Origin of the sequence: Planococcus circulans, from assembly GCF_020023385.1 — a bacterium.
In the GTDB taxonomy this organism is placed as follows: domain Bacteria; phylum Bacillota; class Bacilli; order Bacillales_A; family Planococcaceae; genus Planococcus.
Genome location: NZ_JAIQCL010000004.1, coordinates 40,227 through 58,145, shown reverse-complemented (window position 1 = coordinate 58,145; position 17,919 = coordinate 40,227). Strand labels below are relative to the sequence as shown.

20 protein-coding genes are annotated in these 17,919 nt (G+C 44.4%); 16 read left to right on the top strand and 4 right to left on the bottom strand.

Features of this window, described 5'->3' with window-relative positions; all coding sequences use genetic code 11:
- The first annotated feature begins 227 nt into the window (after positions 1-227).
- From K8U60_RS08305 to K8U60_RS08295, 3 genes are read left to right on the top strand one after another with little or no spacing between them, the layout of a single operon-like run.
- Positions 228-584 (top strand): ArsR/SmtB family transcription factor, encoded by a 357-nt coding sequence (locus K8U60_RS08305; protein WP_223636963.1) that lies wholly within the window; start codon positions 228-230, stop codon positions 582-584.
- Entirely contained in the window at positions 577-2,646 is a 2,070-nt protein-coding gene (locus K8U60_RS08300) for a heavy metal translocating P-type ATPase (RefSeq protein WP_223636961.1), read from the top strand. Before K8U60_RS08305 ends, K8U60_RS08300 begins: the two co-directional genes overlap by 8 nt.
- Before the next feature lie 21 nt (positions 2,647-2,667).
- Positions 2,668-3,786: a GNAT family N-acetyltransferase gene (locus K8U60_RS08295; RefSeq protein WP_223637669.1), complete on the top strand. Its 1,119-nt coding sequence runs from the start codon at positions 2,668-2,670 to the stop codon at positions 3,784-3,786.
- Positions 3,787-3,932: 146 nt separating this feature from the next.
- Here K8U60_RS08295 and K8U60_RS08290 read toward each other — a convergent pair whose 3' ends face one another.
- Positions 3,933-4,088, bottom strand: coding sequence for a lmo0937 family membrane protein (locus K8U60_RS08290; protein ID WP_146558271.1), 156 nt, complete (start codon positions 4,086-4,088; stop codon positions 3,933-3,935).
- Between the two features lie 175 nt (positions 4,089-4,263).
- On the opposite strand from K8U60_RS08290, the gene mntR reads away from it, so the two are divergent.
- From mntR to K8U60_RS08260, 6 genes are all read left to right on the top strand, one after another.
- A complete protein-coding gene (mntR, locus tag K8U60_RS08285) occupies positions 4,264-4,686 on the top strand; it encodes a transcriptional regulator MntR (protein WP_223636959.1) in 423 nt (140 codons plus the stop codon).
- Positions 4,687-4,707: 21 nt separating this feature from the next.
- Positions 4,708-5,568: a CvfB family protein gene (locus tag K8U60_RS08280; RefSeq protein WP_223636957.1), complete on the top strand. Its 861-nt coding sequence runs from the start codon at positions 4,708-4,710 to the stop codon at positions 5,566-5,568.
- Between the two features lie 54 nt (positions 5,569-5,622).
- Entirely contained in the window at positions 5,623-6,510 is an 888-nt protein-coding gene (locus K8U60_RS08275) for a DUF1002 domain-containing protein (protein ID WP_223636955.1), read from the top strand.
- Positions 6,511-6,640: 130 nt separating this feature from the next.
- Positions 6,641-7,609 carry a ring-cleaving dioxygenase gene (locus K8U60_RS08270; protein WP_223636952.1) on the top strand — a complete coding sequence of 323 codons (969 nt, stop codon included), beginning with the start codon at positions 6,641-6,643 and terminating at the stop codon, positions 7,607-7,609.
- Between the two features lie 18 nt (positions 7,610-7,627).
- Positions 7,628-7,909, top strand: a complete 282-nt coding sequence (locus tag K8U60_RS08265; protein ID WP_223636949.1) for a GNAT family N-acetyltransferase — start codon at positions 7,628-7,630, stop codon at positions 7,907-7,909.
- A 370-nt stretch (positions 7,910-8,279) separates the two neighbouring features.
- On the top strand, positions 8,280-8,876 hold the full coding sequence (locus K8U60_RS08260; protein ID WP_223636946.1) for a DUF4064 domain-containing protein: 597 nt from the start codon (positions 8,280-8,282) through the stop codon (positions 8,874-8,876).
- An 87-nt stretch (positions 8,877-8,963) separates the two neighbouring features.
- Here the strand turns inward: K8U60_RS08260 and K8U60_RS08255 are convergent, their stop codons facing one another.
- On the bottom strand, positions 8,964-9,455 hold the full coding sequence (locus K8U60_RS08255) for a GNAT family N-acetyltransferase (protein WP_223636944.1): 492 nt from the start codon (positions 9,453-9,455) through the stop codon (positions 8,964-8,966).
- A gap of 95 nt (positions 9,456-9,550) precedes the next feature.
- Between K8U60_RS08255 and K8U60_RS08250 the strand changes: the two genes are divergently transcribed.
- Together K8U60_RS08250 and K8U60_RS08245 are read left to right on the top strand one after the other, a co-directional pair.
- Positions 9,551-9,997, top strand: coding sequence for a GNAT family N-acetyltransferase (locus tag K8U60_RS08250; RefSeq protein ID WP_223636942.1), 447 nt, complete (start codon positions 9,551-9,553; stop codon positions 9,995-9,997).
- A 92-nt stretch (positions 9,998-10,089) separates the two neighbouring features.
- Entirely contained in the window at positions 10,090-10,488 is a 399-nt protein-coding gene (locus tag K8U60_RS08245; RefSeq protein ID WP_223636940.1) for a hypothetical protein, read from the top strand.
- Between the two features lie 39 nt (positions 10,489-10,527).
- On the opposite strand, the gene K8U60_RS08240 is transcribed toward K8U60_RS08245, so the two are convergent.
- Positions 10,528-11,655, bottom strand: coding sequence for an MFS transporter (locus tag K8U60_RS08240; protein ID WP_223636938.1), 1,128 nt, complete (start codon positions 11,653-11,655; stop codon positions 10,528-10,530).
- A 96-nt stretch (positions 11,656-11,751) separates the two neighbouring features.
- Here K8U60_RS08240 and K8U60_RS08235 point away from each other — a divergent pair, with 96 nt between their 5' ends.
- From K8U60_RS08235 to K8U60_RS08215, 5 genes are all read left to right on the top strand, one after another.
- Positions 11,752-12,648: a diacylglycerol/lipid kinase family protein gene (locus tag K8U60_RS08235; RefSeq protein ID WP_223636937.1), complete on the top strand. Its 897-nt coding sequence runs from the start codon at positions 11,752-11,754 to the stop codon at positions 12,646-12,648.
- A 425-nt stretch (positions 12,649-13,073) separates the two neighbouring features.
- On the top strand, positions 13,074-13,859 hold the full coding sequence (locus K8U60_RS08230) for a helix-turn-helix domain-containing protein (protein ID WP_223636935.1): 786 nt from the start codon (positions 13,074-13,076) through the stop codon (positions 13,857-13,859).
- A 173-nt stretch (positions 13,860-14,032) separates the two neighbouring features.
- Positions 14,033-14,812, top strand: a complete 780-nt coding sequence (yidC, locus tag K8U60_RS08225; protein ID WP_223636933.1) for a membrane protein insertase YidC — start codon at positions 14,033-14,035, stop codon at positions 14,810-14,812.
- Positions 14,813-14,864: 52 nt separating this feature from the next.
- Positions 14,865-15,110: a hypothetical protein gene (locus tag K8U60_RS08220; RefSeq protein WP_223636930.1), complete on the top strand. Its 246-nt coding sequence runs from the start codon at positions 14,865-14,867 to the stop codon at positions 15,108-15,110.
- Between the two features lie 417 nt (positions 15,111-15,527).
- Positions 15,528-16,358, top strand: coding sequence for a M15 family metallopeptidase (locus tag K8U60_RS08215; RefSeq protein WP_223636927.1), 831 nt, complete (start codon positions 15,528-15,530; stop codon positions 16,356-16,358).
- 76 nt (positions 16,359-16,434) lie between these two features.
- On the opposite strand, the gene cls is transcribed toward K8U60_RS08215, so the two are convergent.
- A complete protein-coding gene (cls, locus tag K8U60_RS08210) occupies positions 16,435-17,889 on the bottom strand; it encodes a cardiolipin synthase (protein ID WP_223636924.1) in 1,455 nt (484 codons plus the stop codon).
- Between the last annotated feature and the right edge of the window lie 30 nt (positions 17,890-17,919).

The window sequence follows — 17,919 nt, the reverse complement described above, 5'->3', positions numbered from 1 at the left end:
AGTAAATGAACACGCATTATTTAGTGGTTATCCCATAAACCGGTTGCTCTTTCCGGCGCAGTGGACAAATCGTCCACGAAGCTTTTCAAGGAAGAACTTTCAAACTGTATCACCTTTTTTTATTCGTGTAAATACACTTCATTCAAATATCCGTTTGACTGTAATTGCCAAGACCTATATACTGGAGAAAACAATCAAATCTTTATTTGAATGAAAGAGGTGCCGGCATGAAAGAAGTATGTGAAGTGACAAAAGTCCATCCGGAAGCGGTCGATCGTGTACAGAAGAGCATGACCGATTTGAGCGAGGTGGCGAATCTGTTTAAAGCGCTGGCGGATGAAACCAGATTGAACATCGCATATGCCTTAACTATAGAAGAAGAGATGTGTGTCTGCGATATTGCCGCAGTCATCGGGTCTTCCACAGCAACGGCTTCCCATCATTTGCGTTACCTTCGGGAGCGGGCTTTGGCGAAGTCCGAGCGCAAAGGAAAACAAATCTATTATTCCTTGTCTGACGATCATGTCCGCCAGTTGGTGACAATTGCGCACGAACACACGAAAGAAGGTGCGGAAAATGGTTAAAACCTATCGTCTTGAAAATCTATCATGCACCAGTTGTGCGGCCAAGTTTGAGAAGAATGTCAGAGAACTGCCCGATATAAGAAACGTCAATTTGAATTTCGGAGCTTCCAAATTGACGATTGATGGGAATGTGACGATTGAAGCGCTTGAAAAAGCGGGGGCTTTCGATCATATCCGCGTCTATCCTGAAAAAGAAAAAGTGAAACACGTTCCTTTCTATCAGCGACGCCAGACGATAGAGACGGCTCTCTCGCTGCTGCTGTTGATAGCGGGAATCATCGTTTCCTTCCAAATTGGTGAAACGCATCCCTGGTCCATCGCATTGTTCGGCGGTTCCATGGCAATAGGCGGTTATCATATGTTCTGGACCGGGTTGAAAAATCTCAGCACGCTCCAGTTCGACATGAAGACATTGATGACCATCGCCATTATCGGGGCTGTCATCATCGGTGAATGGCGCGAAGGGGCTGTAGTCGTGTTCCTTTTCGCTGTCAGCGAAGCATTGGAGTCCTTCTCCATGAACAAAGCACGCCAGTCGATCCGCAGCCTGATGGATCTGGCTCCGGCACGGGCGTTGATTCAGCGCGGCGGTGAATTAGCCGAAATGGATACGGAAGACATCCGGATTGGAGACGTTCTGATCGTCAAGCCGGGACAGAAAATCGCCATGGACGGCACAGTCCTTCGCGGGCAGTCTGCCGTCAATCAGGCAGCGATTACAGGAGAGTCGATTCCTGCAGTCAAAACGGTTGGAGATGAAGTTTTTGCGGGTACGATGAATGATGAAGGAGCACTGGAAGTCACTGTCACGAAACGTGTGGAAGACACCACCATTGCGAAAATCATTCATCTCGTTGAAGAAGCGCAGGCTGAAAAAGCGCCGACCCAGAAATTCATCGACCAGTTCGCCAACTACTATACGCCGGCAATCATCGCCATCGCCTTTTTCGTGGCTTTGGTACCGGGCTTTGTAACCGGCAACTGGGAACTATGGGTTTACCAGGGCTTGGCCGTTCTCGTCGTAGGTTGCCCATGTGCACTCGTCGTATCGACTCCGGTTGCCATTGTCACGGCCATCGGCAATGCCGCGCGTCAAGGAGTCCTCATTAAAGGGGGAGTTCACCTGGAAGAAACCGGCCGCATCAATGCGGTGGCTTTTGACAAAACGGGCACACTGACCAAAGGATATCCTGAAGTGACAGATGTTCTTGCAGAAGGAGCGGTAACAGAGGAAGAACTGCTGAAACTGGCAGCATCTGTCGAGACCATGTCGCAGCATCCATTGGCCAGAGCCATCTCGAAAGAAGCAGCAGGTGTCTATGCCTCTGAAAACTTCAATTCTGTTACCGGGAAAGGCGCTTATGCGACAGTCAATGAAGAAACCATTTACGTCGGCAGCTTAAACTGGGCTGAAGAAAAGGGCTTACGTATTCCGGATAAAGCGCGTAAACTGCAAGAGAGTGGGAAATCCGTCACCGCTGTATTTTCAGAAGCGATGCTGATGGGAATCATCGCAGTAGCGGATGCCATCCGAACAGAAAGCCCTTCCATCATTCAGAAGTTGAAAGCGATGGGAATCAGCCAGACCATCATGTTGACTGGGGATCATCCAGCAACAGCAACAGCCATTGCAGCAGAAATCGGTGTAACCGATGTCCGTGCAGGGCTGATGCCGGAAGACAAATTAGCAGCAATCAAAGATCTGCAAAAACAATATGGCCGGGTGGCGATGGTCGGCGATGGCATTAATGATGCGCCGGCACTGGCTGCATCAAGTATCGGCATCGCAATGGGCGGAGCGGGGACAGACGCAGCGCTGGAAACGGCGGATATCGCCTTGATGGCAGATGATTTGGAGAAACTTCCTTATACGATTCGACTCAGCCGAAAGACATTGCGTATAATAAAAGAAAATATCGTCTTTGCGCTAGGGCTCAAGATTATCGCATTGCTATTGATCATTCCAGGTTGGTTGACCTTATGGATTGCGATTTTCGCGGATATGGGTGCTACGCTATTGGTAATCATGAATGCATTGCGACTTGTAAAAGTTCAGAAGTAAGGCAAGTTTGGAGGTTTTATGTTGAAGTTAACAGAGTGGACAATGGAAGAGCAGGAACAGCTGATTCATTTTATGACAACAAATTCGTGGCCGTTTCATGGCCATGAACATCCGGTGCGGGCTTTGATTGAGAAAACAATTGAAGAAGGCGGCTATAAATCAGACCAAGTGACAACTTTCTGGATAGAAAATGATGAAAATCAGCAAGTTGGCTTAGTCAAAATCTTTGATTTGCAGGATGATATCCCGCTTTTCGATCTGCGGATTGCAGATCCTTACCGCAGCAAGGGCTATGGTCCGAAAGCATTGAAACTGGTTGCTGATTTCGTCTTTTCGCTGCCAGAGAAGAAAATTCGGCTGGAAGGCAATACGCGCCACGATAACTTCGCGATGCGCAAGGCTTTCGAGCGGACTGGCTTTGTTAAAGAAGCCCATTTGCGCCAGGCCTGGTTTTCTCCACGGGAAAACCGTTATTATGATGCAGTGACTTACGGCATGACACGTGAAGACTGGCAGGCAGGAATCACGACACCGGTTTTATGGGACGATACCGTCGCAGAAACAAAAGAGCTCCCGTTTAACCCCGTGCTGCTCGATTTTCCGGAAGAGTTCGAATCGGAGCGTCTGCTGATCCGGGCGCCGAGAAGAGAAGATGCGCAAGCAAGTTACGAAGCTGTTATGCATTCGTTGGAAGCATTCCGGCCATGGCTGCCATTTGCACAGCAAAAGCCTGACCTTGCAGAAACAGAGGCAACATTGATTGAAGCCGAGGCTAATTTTAAATTGCGTAAGGATTTGCGTCTGCATTTCTTCCTGAAGGAAACTGGCCAATTCGTCGGCTCTACTGGACTTCACCGGATTGACTGGGAAGTACGCAAGTTTGAAATCGGCTATTGGGTCGACAGCCGCTATGAGGGCAAAGGGTATGTTACGGAAGCAGTGGAACGCATTACGCGCTTTGCTTTTGAAGAGTTAGGCGCCAATCGGGTTGAAATCCGCTGCGATCCGGACAATGTCCGCAGCCGCGCAGTCGCCAACCGCCTGAAATTCGAGCTGGAAGGAATTTTGCGCAATGATACGGTTTCCCGGGTAGGCAATAAGCTTCGGGATACATGCATCTACGCTAAAATTAAACAATAAAAAGCAGGAGAGGGAAATCGTTGATTTTTCCTCTCCTGCTTTTTATATTGGGTGGATAAGCAAAAATGCAAAAAGAAAAGGTTGTTCCAAAAGCCATTTATCATGGCTTTTGGAACAACCCTGTATTTCTTCATCGAATGCTATGGCTATACGCCTTTACGTCCAGTTACTAAGTTGATAACTAAAACGATTGCAGCAATGATTAAAAGAATGTGTATTAGTCCGCCTGCTACGTCCATTAAGAATCCGATTAGCCATACTACGATAATAACTGCTAAGATAATCCAAAGAATACGTCCCATGTTTTTCACCTGTCCTTTCAATAATAACTATTTTGCTTATAGTAATAACTACCCTGACACCAATAAGCTTAAACCTTTCTGAAAAAACGGACTGTTATAAGGGGCGACAAGTCCAGTTGTTTCAATGATGGCGGTATAGTAAACTGAACATAGCTACGTGAGGGAGGAAAGAATTTTGCCTACTCCAAGTATGGAAGACCATATTGAAATCATCTATTCATTAATTGAGCAAAAAGGTTATGCGCGTGTCTCGGATATTGCGGAGGCCTTATCTGTGCTGCCGTCTTCTGTCACCAAGATGGTGCAGAAGCTGGATAAAGACGGGTACTTGATATACGAACGATACAGAGGCCTTGTGTTGACGCCAAGAGGCCAGAAGCTTGGCAAACGCCTATTGGAACGGCACGGCTTGCTTGAACAATTTCTTCGGTTGATCGGTGTAGATGAAGAGCGGATCTATGGGGATGTTGAAGGAATCGAGCATCATCTGAGCTGGAATTCAATCGATCGAATTGCCGATTTGGTCCAACTGCTGGAAGAAAGCCCGGAGTTTACGGAAAAGCTGGAACAGCTGAATAAAGAAGGAAAAGAAAGTTAAGAGAAATAGGAGGAGCTAATTATGGCTTTACACCCAGGGTTAAAAGCGGTACTGCAAGTGAAAGACCGTTCAACATCGCAATGGATCTTATCGGATGGTTCAGGCGATGAAGTAATGATGAACGCATCAGAAATAGAAGAAGGCCAGGAAATCGGGGAAGAGATTGAAGTTTTCCTTTACCGTAACCGTCAGGGAGGGGTTTCAGCCACACCGATGATTCCTCATATCCTGCCGAGTGAGTATGGCTGGGCGAAAGTATTAAAAGTATCACCACGTGAAGGCGCAGTAGTTGATATCGGCACCACACGCGAAGTTTATCTACTGCCAGCCGATCTTCCGCAGATTACGGAATTATGGCCAAAGCAGGGCGACCATATCTTTATGACGCTTCGTACAGATCGCCACGGCGATTTGTACGGGCGTCTGGCAACTGAAGAAAAAGTGTTGGAACTGATGCAGCCGGCGCCCGAAACCGCCTTTAACCAAAATGTGCAGGCACGCGCTTACCGTTTGTTGCCGGTTGGGACTTTCATGCTGTCCGTACCTGAAATGTACCGGATCTTTGTTCACGAAACAGAACGCCATGAAGAACCACGCCTTGGGGAAGAAAAAACCGTCCGCATCATTGATGTCAAAGACGATGGTACACTTAACGGCTCGTTGCTCCCAAGAAAACAGGAACGTTTGTCTGATGACGCGGATGAAATCATGCGTTATCTCGAAGAGTCGGGCGGCAAGATGCCGTTCACCGATAAATCTTCACCGGACGAAATCCAGGAAATCTTCGGCATGAGCAAAGCGGCATTCAAGCGCGCGCTCGGCAAATTGTATAAGAATCGTCAGATCATCCAGGAAGAAGGATGGACCAAGTCGACGAAATAAAGGAACCTTTTCAAATTGATTTCGTATTAATTTGAAGAAAGGGGCAATAAAAAAATGAAAAAATTACTCACTGTCATAGCATTACTGTTTACGCTGTCTGTCGTCCTGCCATCATACAGTTCGGCAAATGTCGGCATCAATGAAAAATTCGGCCTGCCAATCGTTGTTTACGGAGGCAATCTGTCGGCTGATGAAAAAGCATCTGTTGCTGAAAGCCTGGATGTTGCAGGAGAAGCTGATGTAGAAGAAATCGAAGTGACTGGCCAGGATTTGGTCAGTTACATTAAAGATGGCGATTCCCGTGCCAATATGTATTCGTCTGCTAAAATCACACGCAAAGATGAAGGCAACGGACTGGTCATAGAAATCGTGACGCCCGATAATATTACACAAGTGACATCTGAAATGTACGCCAATGCCATGCTGACTGCAGGAATTGAAAATGCTACTGTGGAAGTTGCGGCGCCCAAAAAGGTAACCGGCCACTCAGCACTTGTCGGAATCTACAAAGCTTATGAAGTGAACGGTGAAGAGCTGGATCCGGAACGGACAGACGTTGCAAATGACGAATTGACTGTAGCGACTGAACTTGCGGACGGCGGCGTGGAAGATGCCAAAGTCAGCGAGCTGTTAACCGAAATCAAAAAACAGATTGCTGAGCAAAACCCGGCATCACGTGAAGAAGTGGAACAGATTGTCGAAGATCAACTGAGCAAGCTTCAAATCGAATTAAGCCCGGAAGATCGTCAATTGTTGGTTGATCTGATGGACCGTATCCGTCAGCTTGACATCGATTTTTCCCAGTGGTCAACTCAGTTGGAAGATTTGAGCAAGACGATTGAAGACAAAATCGGCAACATCGTCAATGATGAAGGTTTTTGGGAAAGCGTCAAAACTTTCTTTAGAAACCTGGCTGATACAGTACGCGGTTGGATGAATTAACCCGAAAAAAGGCAAGCCCGAAACTTAGGGCTTGTCTTTTTTTTATGAAGCTCAATGGCTTGCGTGGAATAAAAGACAATGCTACTATGAAATAAATATCTCGAATTCAAGATAAATAGGAGGAACTTATATGAAATTAGAAGGAATTCACCACGTTTCAGCTTTGACCGCCAATGCCGATGCCAACCACGATTTTTTTACACGGATACTGGGGATGCGCTTAGTGAAAAAAAGTGTCAATCAGGACAATCCATCTTCCTACCACCTGTTTTATGCAGATGCTGTCGGCACTCCGGGTACTGACATGACGTATTTCGATATTCCGATGGCTGGACGGACGCATCCAGGGGTTTCGAGCATCAGCAATACCGCATTCCGAGTGAAAAGTGAAGCAGCTTTGGATTATTGGACTGGACGTTTTGATGAATTCGAAGTTCCCCACGGAAAAATTGAAGAGCGTTTCAACCGCCCGACTTTGACGTTTCAGGATTTTGAAGGCTCCAGGTTGATGCTGGTCGTTGATGACGGCAAGGGCATTGACTATGGAATACCTTGGACCAAAACTGGAGTTCCGGAAGAGTTCGCGATTGTCGGTTTGGGGCATGTCCGATTGACAGTCCGCAAAAGCGAGAAAACGGCTGCCGTTCTGACGGACATTATGGGATTTGAAGAAATAGGGGCATATCCGTCTACTGTAGAAGGGCAAAAAGATATTTTGGTCTTTTCGACAGGAAAAGGCGGTCCCGCTGGCGAAATACACTTAGAGGAGCGTTCGGACCTTCCGCCGGAACGTCCGGGAAGAGGCAGTGTCCATCATGTTGCGTTCCGGGTAAAAACGTTCGAAGAGTACAGCAAGTGGAATGAGTATTTGCGTTCGAACGGATTCGTGACTTCTGGTGAAGTCGACCGTTATTACTTTAAGGCAATTTATTTCCGGGAGCCTAATGGGATTCTTTTTGAATTATCAACAGACGAACCGGGCTTTGCAACGGACGAACCGATGGAAAGCTTGGGAGAGGAGCTTGCGCTGCCGCCATTTTTAGAGCCAAAACGCGCTCAGATCGAAGCATCTCTTCGTCCGTTGAGCATCAATCAGTGAAGAGGAGGAGAAGGAAGAATGGACTTTAAATTAATTGAATTAGGCAGTGATGAATTTGCCTACCGCCTTGAAGAACAAGGGGAGACAAAAGCGGAAATCACATGGACAGAACTGGCGAATGTCATGGTCATCGAACACACCTTTGTCGATGAGTCGATGCGCAATCAGGGAATGGCCAAGAAGCTTTTGGATCAGGCAGCAGATTACGCCCGTGAACATAGCTATAAAATGGAACCTGTGTGCTCCTATGCCGTAACGGCTTTTGACCGCTACAAAGAATATGATGACGTCAAAATATAGAAAATTCGTACCAATTGAATAAGTGAACATATAAAAAGCAATCCGCTCTCAATTACAGTGGATTGCTTTTGCTAGTTATCAAGTATGTAGTTTACCATTTGTTACCTCCACTTTAGATGCTGGTCATAAAGAAAACGATAGCTGTTAAAATCGAAGCTCCACCAACACCGTACATGAAATCTGCTTGGCTAAAAATTAGGTTTTTTTCCATTTTATAGAACTCCTTTCAAATCTTTGTTATTATTAAAATACCCGACTTCCCATATTTTAAACAGGTTTTATTAATTTTATTAGGGGAACAGAGTAATTAAGTAACCAAATCCTTATTTGTACGTATACTCATAAGAGACTATAGGAAGAGGTGGATTGAATGAACCAAGAAACAGTGAATAGAGCAGGAGAAAAAGTGCTCGGCATTATCGGAATCATCTTTAATGTTTTAGCGATTGCCTTAATCGGGTTTGCGATGGCAAGTTACGCAAATGTCCAAGGTACTCCAGAATTCCAGCAGTATATAGAAGATGAAATTATGGCAGATCCAGCCTTTTCAAATCCTGAAGAAGCCCAGATGGTCATGGATATGATGTCTTCAAGCTTCAGCGTAGTAGGATGGGTGCTGATTGCGCTATTGGCATTAAGCACAATTCTGGCAATTGTCGCCTTAGTTAATCTCCGCAAAACTGACAAAGCGTCCATTGCCGGTGTCTTATTCATCGTCGCCGGTCTGTTTGCAGGCTTGCTGTCATTAACCTCGATTCTTTTCTACATCGCTGCAATCATGTGTTTTGTCCGCAAACCACGTGTGCAAAACGATCAGAATTTGCGCGATGAGGATTTCAAGTATCAAGAGGATCAGCTTCGCCGCAAAGAAGAGTCTGTGCGCCGTGAAGATGAGGTGCGCCGCGATGATACAACAACCCGCAGTAATCGCAGCAATGACGATGATACCCCTTACCGTCCGCTGTAAAGCAGACATTGTAAATCAAAAAGAGAGACGTCCAGGCTGGAAATGCCCTGGACGTCTCTTTTAGTTGAGTCTGTAAAAAACAGCCGCCTATAAGGCAGCTGTTTTCAGGTGGTAGACATATTTGGCGGTCTGCAAAGGGTGGCCTTCAAATAATTCTTCAAATTCTTCGAGTAGCTCAAAGCCGTTCGCTTCATAGAAGTTGCGGCCTTTGGTGTTTTCGCTTTCGACATAGACAAATAACTGGTTGCCGTTGAGCAGGTAGCTTAGACCGCTGTTCAATAATTGTTTGCCATAGCCTGACCGTTGAAATTCAGGTTTCATGTAAATGGCGATCAGCTCAGCATCTCCGTCTTCATCCACTTTCGTGAAATTGGCGAACCCGACAGGCTGTCCTTCATGTTCCGCAAGCAATATAATCGTCCTCTTTAAACGCATCTCCATCATAGGAGTAGAATATGATTTATCTAAAAAACTTTCTTGGACTGTAGAGGGAATGATTCCAGCGTACGTATCATTCCAGCTAACTTTGGCAATCTCCTGAACAGATGTAATATCTGCGGATGTACCGGTACGAATCATGCAATCACCTCTGAAATTCTTTCTGCAATCATATCAAAAAAAGAGTCCAATAGCCACTAATGTGGAATAATAGAAACTAAAGGAGTGTGTCAGATATGAACTGGAATACCTATCGATTCGACGATTTTACAGCAAGGGAATTATACGGAGTTCTGAAGTTACGGGTAGATGTATTTGTCGTTGAACAAAATTGTCCTTATCCCGAGTTGGATAATTTAGACCAGCAATCCATTCATTTGCTTTATGTTGAAAATGGGGAAGTATTGGCCTATGCACGACTGGTTCCCGCTGGCGTAAAATACGAGCTGCCTTCGATTGGGAGAGTCATCGTACGAGAAGATGCCAGAGGACGTGGCTTAGCGAAGCAGCTATTGGAACGGAGCATCGATTACATTGTAGGGGAATGGCGGGCGGAAGCCATCCAATTGCAGGGCCAAGTATACTTACAGGAGTTCTATCAATCATTTGGGTTCCAAGCTGTCTCAGACAGCTACGATGAAGATGGAATCCCGCACGTAGACATGAAACTTACCACTAGTTAAATGTAATACTTTTGACATACAATCGAGGATTAGCTTTGGAGAGAATAGGGTAAATAAATAGTAATATATAAATTGATGAAGGAGTGCTGCAAATGGCAAGAGGAAGAGGTCTCTTATTAGCAGGATTAGCTGCTGGAGCATACGCATATTTCAAGAATCCTGAAAATCGTGAAAAAGCTACGAAGGCGTTCAATGATACGAAAGTGAAGGTGAATTCTTACATGGAATCACAAAACCTGGACAAAGATGGAAATCCGACTTCGAAAACTACAGATACGCTGAGCAATACGGAAAAACGTGAAAACAAAATGGTTGCAGAAGGTGGAGCCTCAGCAAGTGTTCAATATTATAACGAGCAGCAGCAGAAGGAAAAGGACAATAAAAAAGACAAGGACGATGTGAAGCTGTCGTCAAACGATGTCAGCAAAGAGAAAGCTGAAAACACAGGTTCAGCTGCTCCCGAAAATAAAATAAGCACCGATAATTTATAAATAAAAAGGATGGTCCGGGACCATCCTTTTTACTGCCAACTATTTTTTATAAGACCATATATTTAGTGAAGCGATAATCAACAATAGAGAGCCACTGACGAAAAATCCTTGATTGGGGCTTAAAGCAAAAGCTCCTGTAATACTCGATCCGGCTACAACACCGATGGAAAAGAAAGCATAGAAATACCCATAGGCGCGTCCGCGGGTTGAAACACTTGTTGAATCGATCAATATGGAATTGATTGAAGGAAACAGCAGAGCAAAGCCCAACCCATACGTGCACATGCTGGCATACAGCAACGGCTCAATTGTCACGGCACTTAAAAAGAACAGGGAAGCCCCCATTATCGTAAAACCGGCGATCAAGGTGTAGATGGGTTTGGCAGCGTCAAAAATTCGATTGACGGGAAGCAGGAACACCAAGATGGCTGAAATTCCAAAGGTGCTCAGCAGCAAACCGCTGAGCGGGGAATCCAGCCCAAGTCCTTCAACTTTCAGCGGCAGCATATAAGCTAGGACCCCTTGTGAAAACATCAGGAAAAAAGCGCCTGAAAAAGAACGGATCAACCCATTGTTCTTTAAGATATCCTTGAAGGAAACGGCGTCTTTGACAGCTTTGTCTTTCTTGATGGTGGTCTGCCGCAAGATGAAAAATGCGGCTATTCCTATCAGCAGAATCAGCGTTCCGGTAAGGAACATGGTCTGCGGCACATCGTTTCGGCTTGTATAGATTGCACCATACGCTGGTCCAAGAATTGCTGCAAGCCCGACAAAAGCGCCTGATAAAGCAGCTCCTTTGCCGCGTTTAGCGGATTCAGTTCGATTGGCCAAGTACGTGAAAGCGGCGGGAACTGTCAGGCCAGCTGCGAGCCCGTGGATAAACCGGACAGCAAGCAAGCTATAAGGGCCGTCGATTGAAGCATATGTAAACAAGGTTAAACTGGTCGACAATAAGCCGGTCACGAGAATTGCAAAAGGTCCTTTTCGATCTGAAAAAATACCGGAAATGACATTCCCGAAGGTATTCGACAGTGAATACATGCCGACTGCGAGTCCGGCGATAAAAGGACTGGCACCCAATGACACCGCATAAGTGCTCATGATGGGAAGTTGGGCAAATAAGTCGAAAAAAGCAAAAAAGATAATAACATAAATGAAAATTCGCAAGATGGCTCCTACTTTCTTAAACAACGTACCCTTTTGTTCATCCTGATACAAGAGTAAAGATAATTATAGATGTATTATACCATCGGAGGTCTGATGATGAAAAAAGCAATGTTTATACTGAATCCGTCTGCCGGAAAAGAACGCGCTTCCGAGTATCGTGGGCAGGTGGAAGAAACGCTCGCTTCAATGGGTTATGAGGTTGATACAAGAGAAACACAAAAGGCAAAGGATGCGACACATTTTGCCACTGAAGCATGTGAAAAGAAATACGACTTTGTTGTAGCGATGGGTGGCGACGGAACAATCAACGAAGCGGTGTCCGGAATTGCGGAACAGCCGCATGAGCCTTTATTTTCTTTGATTCCGCTTGGCACAGTCAATGATTTCGCGCGGGCGTTAGGAATTTCCCTGGATCCGCCCGAAGCTATTGAAGCACTTAGAACCGGCTATGAAAAACGGGTGGATATTGCCAAAGTCGGCAAACATTTCTTCATGAATATACTGGCAATCGGAGATATTGCGGAATCCACATACGACGTGGATCCGGAGCAGAAAACGAAATTAGGGGCATTGGCTTATTTCATTGAAGGGGTCAAAGCCATTACGGCGGATACAGAAACTTATTTTGAAATTGAACATGATCACGGCGTGTGGTCTGGAGAAGCAAAACTGGTATTGGTCGCTTTAACAAATTCAGTAGGCGGTTTTGAAAAATTAGCGCCAGAAGCCCTGACGGATGATGGTTTGCTGCATCTGTATATTGTGAAGAATGCAGCGTTGCCTGCTTTTGTCCGTATTGCAACTTCAGTTTTAAGAGGCAAGCTGGAAGAAGACCCGGCAGTGGAAGCGGTTCATACGACAAAAGTTTCCATAAAAACAACGGAACCATTATCTTGTAATATTGATGGGGATGAAGGTTGTATGACGCCTTTTGTCATCGAAATTCTGCCTCGCCATATCCGTGCGCTTATTCCGCCGGACAAAGATGAATAACAGAGAAAATATTGTATTATAAAAGTTGAGCTTGAAAGATCGCCATTTTGTACAAGGTTTAATAGAGTGGGGGATTTTTCCACTTTTTGAAGCGATGCATAAAAGTTGATTTCTCTTAGCTCACCTTAATTGATCGCCAAACAGGAATTTAAAGCAAACTGTCTTATTTCTAGGGTTTGTTTTGGATTCCTGTTAAAATTGAGTTTTATGAAGTAAAAATGAAACCTTTTTCAAGCTATTTCGTTATGTATAGTATAAATTTTGTATTAAAATGTTACTGATGGCATAAGAAAAGGAATTAAGTACTAGAGCAAATTACACAAAAAAATTACAAAAACAGAAGCGTAACTCTATTATTTTGTGGTATTTCAGTATATAGTTGAGGGAATGCTGCAAAAACTTGGATAAAGAAAGACGGGGAACCCATGAATATTATTACAGCGCCATCCATTCAAGAAACCATTTCGAAAATATTTATGAACGAAACAGAAAATTTAAACCAAATTGAAGGGTTGGATAGATTTTTTGAAATTGAAACACAATTGATGTATGAAATTCATCACCTTGAAAAAGAACGTGCAAAAGAGACCTTGAGAGAATTGATCGATATGCTCTCACTCCGTTCGGAAAAAGACATCATCCGTTCTATCCGCAATTACTACATCATCCTATCTTCCGTTATGGCACGCAAACTTTACGAAATGCGTGTACCGCCCAAAAAAGCATTTGCTTTCAATTCAGCGTGTGTGGAATTAGTGGACAAGCATATGAATGATTCTGAATTCATGTTTGTGGCAGATGAATTGATCGAATTCTTTGTGTCGATTATTTCAGAACGCAAACAGCCTTCTTTTGGACATCAAACTGTCAACAAAGTTGTCATCTACATCAACGACGAAGTGGAGCGCGATTTGTCAGTTGAAGAAATTGCCAAGCATTTCAACATTTCGACAAGCCATTTATCCCGCATCTTCAGAGAACATGCCGGCATTACGCTTGTTGAATATTTGAATGTACGTCGTGTGGAAGAATCCCAATATTATCTTCGCCACTCGGATAAAGGGATTTCAGATATTTCGAAGCAATTCCATTTCTGTAACCAAAGTTATTTTACACGGATCTTTAAAAAGTATACTGCCGTTACACCGAAGCAATTCCGTGACAGCCAACACATTCCGTATTTCCGCTATACGTTGCCGAATGCCAAGTAAGGAGAAGCAATTCTCCTTTTTTTCTTGCTTACTTTCCATCTTGATTGAGCAAATGGGGTGCCGTAATTTTGTCACAAAACTTAAAAAATCCAATAGTGTTCCCTCCATGGATTGAATTTTCCAGCGCTTATCGTTATACTTCTTAGTAGTTGAAAAAGGTGAAGGTGACTAATTTGAAAAAGAAAATTACATTATTAATGATGATGGCGACAGCCGTTGTTCTATTGAGTGGTTGTTCGGCTGTTGAAAACAAGGAAGGGTTCTTCTATTCCATCTTTGTTAAACCATTTGATTTCTCGTTGGATTATTTAGGTGGATTGTTCGGCGGCAGCTACGGCATGGCCATTGTTGTCATTACAATTATCATCCGTTTAGTATTGATGCCTTTCATGCTGCGCACATATAAACGCCAGCAAGGTATGAAAGTGAAAATGGATAAGATGCGCCCTGAAATGGAAGATATCCAAAAGCGTTTGAAAGAAACAAAAGATAAAGAAGAACAGATGAAACTGCAGCAGGAAATGATGGGGCTTTACAAGAAGCACGAAGTGAACCCGTTGAACATGGGTTGTTTGCCTGTCGTTATCCAAATGCCGATCATCATGGGCCTTTATTTTGCGATTCTTTACTCACCGGATGTCCGTTCCCACGAGTTCCTTTGGTTTAATCTCGGGTCGCCCGATGTGATCATGACCTTGATTGCTGGAGCAGTTTACTTCTTCCAGGCAAAAGTTTCTTTATGGACAATGCCTGAACAGCAGCAAAAACAGATGAAACTATTCGTTTACATTTCTCCAATCATGATCATGTTCATTTCATTCACATCGATGGCAGCTTTACCGGTTTACTGGGCAGTCGGAGGGATCTTGTTGATTATCCAAACTTTCATTGGCCGTAAATTCTATTCGAACCATCCAGAAAAAGCACTTGAAGCAGTAGAAGAGAAGAAATAATACAGAAGGAGCCGGCAGTTATTGCCGGCTTTCTTTATTGGGGGATAGCTGCATGAATATGAAACTTCTGCAAGGAATCGGAATTGCACTTTTGAGTATCACTGCGTTGACCTGCTTGATATTCGGCTACCTGGAAGTAGCGGTCTTGTTCATGACCTTATTGTTCGTTCTGACAAACAGTTTCCGGTACCGCCACATGAAGGCGCAAGGGATGCACCGGGAAGCCAAGTGGATGCTGGGCATGTCCATTATTTTTGGTTTATTGTTTTTTGTCGTGTTAGCGACTATTTTAGTGTAGACGAAAAAACAGCGCGATCTCATTTATTGAGATTGCGCTGTTTTTATATATTCGTGCTTTTCTTTCATTCGTTCTTCCAGTAGTGTATCCAATTGATTCATTAAGGCTTGGATATCACGTTCCGATATTCGATTCAATGTTTCCATCTCCTTATGCGTTTATACTTATTTTTTCGTAAAAAGCGTATGCCTTATGGGGGTAATGAGTTAATATAAAAGAAGTTTATTTATGGTTAATAGTTCCATTATTCCGAAATCTGAATGACTTAAGACAAAATAGACTGTTTGTGTTTCAAGAGTTGTCTTCAACTCTTGAAATAGGACGAATGCACAGAAAAAAGCGCTGCCTGTTAAAGGGAGAAATTCACCGATAAGAATGGTAGAATAATAAAGACGTTGATAGAAGGAAGGCCTTGGCATGAAGTTTATAGATAAAGGAAAACAAGCTAATAAAAAGTTATATCGTAAATGGATGGTGATCAGTTTGTCAGCAATTATGGCTGCTTTAGCAGCAATGTGGTTTTATATACATGACTGGAATGTTGAACAAAGCATGAGAGCATTGGCGGAAGCTGTGGCAATCGAAGAAACTGCTACAGAAGCACCGAAGGAGGAAGCGGCGATGCCGGTTGAACCTGAAGAAACGGAGACAAGTGTAGAAGAGGAACCGGCTGCAGAAGAAAAAACGGATGCGACGATTTATCCGGCAGACAGTGCTTTGCCTGAAGCACCGACCGTGATCAATGGCGTCCTGCTGGCAAATAAGCAGCACCCGTTGCCTGCAACATACGCGCCGGGAGAAGTGCCGGAAGCGCGTGCAGCTTTTGAAACCATGAAAGCGGCGGCGGCTGAAAATGGCCTCAACTTATCAGCGTTCAGTACCTATCGCGATTTTGCACGGCAAAAACAACTATACGAAGGCTATACAGCAAAGGATGGCCAGGAAGCGGCGGATCGATACAGTGCACGCCCTGGATACTCAGAGCACCAGACAGGTCTTGCGTTTGATATCGGCGAAGCCGGAAAAGAACAGCACTGGGCTTCTGCCTCATTTGGTGATACAAAGGGTGGCAAATGGTTGGCAGCCAATGCGCATGCGTACGGATTTATCCTTCGTTATCCAGAAGGCAGTGAACACATCACGGGCTATATGCATGAGTCCTGGCATTTCCGCTACGTAGGAAAAGATGTTGCTGCAGATATTCATCAAAAAGGCATTACCCTGGAAGAGTATTTAGGGGTTCAGTAAAATAAAAAACGTCTCCGGTTTTATTCGGAGACGTTTTTCTATGGACATAAATACCTTGGAGAGTTCTTATTATTTGTCACAGAATAGGTGCCAGCAAACGGGCGATGGATTCTTTGGTTTTGATCATACGGGTGCGATCTAAATACATCATATAAGTCAATTCGGTTGAAAGCTTCATATCCCGGTAAAAGAGTTCTGCAAGATCTGTGGATACTTTTTCATCATAAATAAAGGCGTTCACTTCAAAATTCAATTTAAAGCTTCTGACATCAATATTGGCCGTACCGACCGTGGATGCCTTATTGTCGATGACAATCATCTTGGTGTGCAAAAAGCCGTTGTCGTAGATGAAGACGCGGGCTCCAGCTCTCAACATTTGGCCGGCGTATGAGTAGGTTGCCCAGTAGACGAATGGATGATCGGGCTTGTTGGGGATCATGATGCGCACATCGATGCCCGACAAAGTTGCGATGCGTATAGCATCGTAAAAACTGGCGTCTGGTATGAAGTAAGGGGTCTGTATGTAAATATACTCTCTTGCTAAGTTAATCAGCTTCAAATAACCATCTTTGATTTGCTCCCATTCCTCATCCGGTCCGCTGGAGACAATCTGCATCGATGTGTTTCCTTTTTCCTGCTTTAGCGGGAAGAACGATTCATGGTATTCAATATCATGGCGTGTAGAAGCCTGGTTCCAATCCCGGATGAAGCGTGTCTGTAAAGGATACAAGGCACTGCCTTGGATGCGCAGATGCGTATCCCGCCAATAACCGAATTTCCGGCTCAGCCCAATATACTCATCCCCAACATTAAAGCCGCCGATATAACCGATTTGCCCATCGATTACGACGATTTTCCGGTGATTTCGGTAATTCAGCCGTGGGTTAATGATTGGTAAAATTGAGGGGAAGAAAGTTTCGACTTCTCCTCCGGCTTCTATAAGGCCTTTAAAATGCCGTTTACTTAAGCTTCTGGAGCCCATGTCGTCATACAGTAACCGAACCTTAATGCCTTCTTTTGCCTTGAGGGTCAATGCATCGACAATTCGGGTGCCCAGTTCATCCAATCGGAAAATATAGTACTGAATGTGAATGTGGTGGGTGGCATTTTCAATGTCCTGGATAAGGGAATCGAACTTTTTTCGTCCATCATTAAAAATTTGGACGCTGTTATCCTGGGTCAGTAAAGCACCGTTATTGCGCAGATGCAGATAAACCAGATCCGTATAGTTTTTGGCGTTGGAATCTTTGAACTCAAAGGTCTCGTCGTTCAATTCATTCATTTGGTGTGCAATCCGGCTTTCAATCCCGATCCGTCTGCTGCCTTCCCATTTGAAAAGTGTTTTTTTTCGCAATTGTCTTCCTAAAAGAAGATAAATGAAGAACCCGAAAATAGGGATGAAAAACAAGACCAACAGCCATGCCCACGTAGAAGAGGCATCTCGTCTTTCTAGAAAAACCAGCGCCGCTGCAAGCGCGATATTGAATATGAAGATCGCGGCTGTTAAAACACTGAAAATGGTTACAGTCATTGGAATTCTCCTAACTTATAAATCTTCGAT